This window comes from Mycobacterium sp. (assembly GCF_050701675.1).
Lineage (GTDB): Bacteria > Actinomycetota > Actinomycetes > Mycobacteriales > Mycobacteriaceae > Mycobacterium.
Map to the genome: position 1 here is coordinate 1 of NZ_JBOGDD010000565.1, position 1,927 is coordinate 1,927.

1 protein-coding gene is annotated in these 1,927 nt (G+C 65.2%); it reads right to left on the minus strand.

Annotated features, from left to right (window positions below; all coding sequences use genetic code 11):
• Positions 1-131: 131 nt before the first annotated feature.
• Positions 132-1,927, minus strand: a 1,796-nt coding sequence (locus tag ACRDUX_RS17250; protein ID WP_526415239.1) for a 3'-5' exonuclease, incomplete at its 5' end; no start/stop codon positions are given.

The window sequence follows — 1,927 nt, forward strand, 5'->3', positions numbered from 1 at the left end:
GGGCGCGCCCGTCGTAGCGGCTCAGCCGTTGCCCTTTCGCGATCAGACCCAGCCTCGTCCGAGCCGCCCGACGACCCTGGGCATGTTGTGGGTGGCGGCGTTCGGTCGCCGGCCGATGGCCGGATGACGGTCTAGCCGACGACCGGTAGGAGATCGCTCGGATCGCCCGACCAGATCACGACCAGCTCGTCCCGTGCGCGTGTCAAGGCGACGTAGAGCAGGGACTTCTCTTTCTGGAGGACGTCCGCACGCTCGATGTCAACGACGTCCTTGAGTGCGAAGGAGGCTGGCAGCGAAGCATCGTCGACGCCGAAGAGGAGGACCTTCGAGAATTCCATGCCCTTCGCGCGATGCATCGTCATCACGACGGGCTTTCCGGCCGGAACTGTCTTGTCTGAGACGAACCGCGCGGCAATCGCTCGCTCGTCAAGCGCGCGGACGAGGTTCTCGGCGGCCTGCTCGGTTCGCACGAGAACGCCGATCGTCTGGTGATCCTCGCCGTCGGCAAGCTCGGCGACCCAACTACCAACGACCGATGCAGCTTGGTCGTAGCTTTCGCCACCTGTGACGGTCGGCAGCAGCCGAGGGATCGGGCCGCTGCGGGCCGACCGGTACTCGCTCGCGTCTTCGGCCTGTTCTTCGAGGTCGAAGAAATCGGAGCCAGTCAGCGCACTTACGGCGTAGCGAAGGTTCTGCGCGGTGGTTCGGTAGTTCAGCCGCAGGCGCTGCGATCGACCGACGATTTTGATCCCGTAGCGGCCCAGAACGATGCGGTTCCCGTAGATGCGCTGGTGCGAGTCCTCGGCGATGAACAGGTCATCCGCGCGCTCATCTGCAAGACCCCTGAGAAATTGCCAGTGCGTCGGCCCGAGGTCTTGGCCCTCATCGACCAGGACATGGTCCGCCAGTGCCTGGCCAGACGCGCTGAGGAGCTCGGCGGCGATCGCCGCCCCTTCAGCGAAGTCGATGCTCCCCTGGATGCCGGCGTTAAGCCTGTACGCGGTGATGACCGACCACACCGCGGCACGTCCAGATCGGTTGAGCGCAACTCTCCGCCCCGGACGACGAACCTTCGCGTACTCCTCTAATGACCTGACGCGATTTGGCAATACGACCAACTCGTACTCGGCCTGAAGGAACGTCGGGCTGCGAAGCTCGGCTGGGAGTGCCGAACCGTCTGAGGCGATCGCGTCGCGCCAAGCACGTCGATCGGTGACCTTGCCGATGTGGCTCGTTCGTGACCCGAGCACGCGCTCAACCGCGACCGCCAGGTCCGCGAGGTCGGCCTGCCTGACGGTTCTTGCAGCGGCGTCAACTCCCGTGACGAAGACGCCAGGAGCGCCGAGCTTCTCAGCGATTGGAAGGCTGGGAGCGAGGATCTTGAGATCGCGTTGGAGTGCCTCTGCAAGGGTTCTGTTGAACGTTGTCAGCATGACGCGCGCGTCCGAGCGCTTGCGTGCGAGGTTCTGCGCTCGATGCAATAGCACGACGGTCTTGCCCGTCCCCGCGCCGCCGGAGAGTCGGAATGGTCCGTTCCACGACCGTTCGGCGTAGCGGCGCTGCTCAGGGTGCAGGAACACGCGCCACGCCTCGAAGTCCGCGTCCTCGATCACCCGCCGCAACTCCGCGTCGTCTTCGATGAACGCGAACTGCAAGCGTGCCGCAGGATGCTGAAGGGCGGTGGCGAGTGTGGCGTCCGGGTCCGGAGTGACCGTGACCGGATCTTCCTCGATGGCGAGGGCCTCCCTAACGGCATTGATGCTCTTGCCGGCGCTCAGGTCGATGAGCGCCACTCCTTGCCACCCGGTCACGAGCGCAGCCAGCTCCACGATCTCCTCTGTGTCGGCGCATTCGAAGGCCAGTTCAGCCACTTCCTCATCGAGTCCGAGGTCCCTGACGAGCGCCTCGGCCGAAAGCCCGAGCCTGG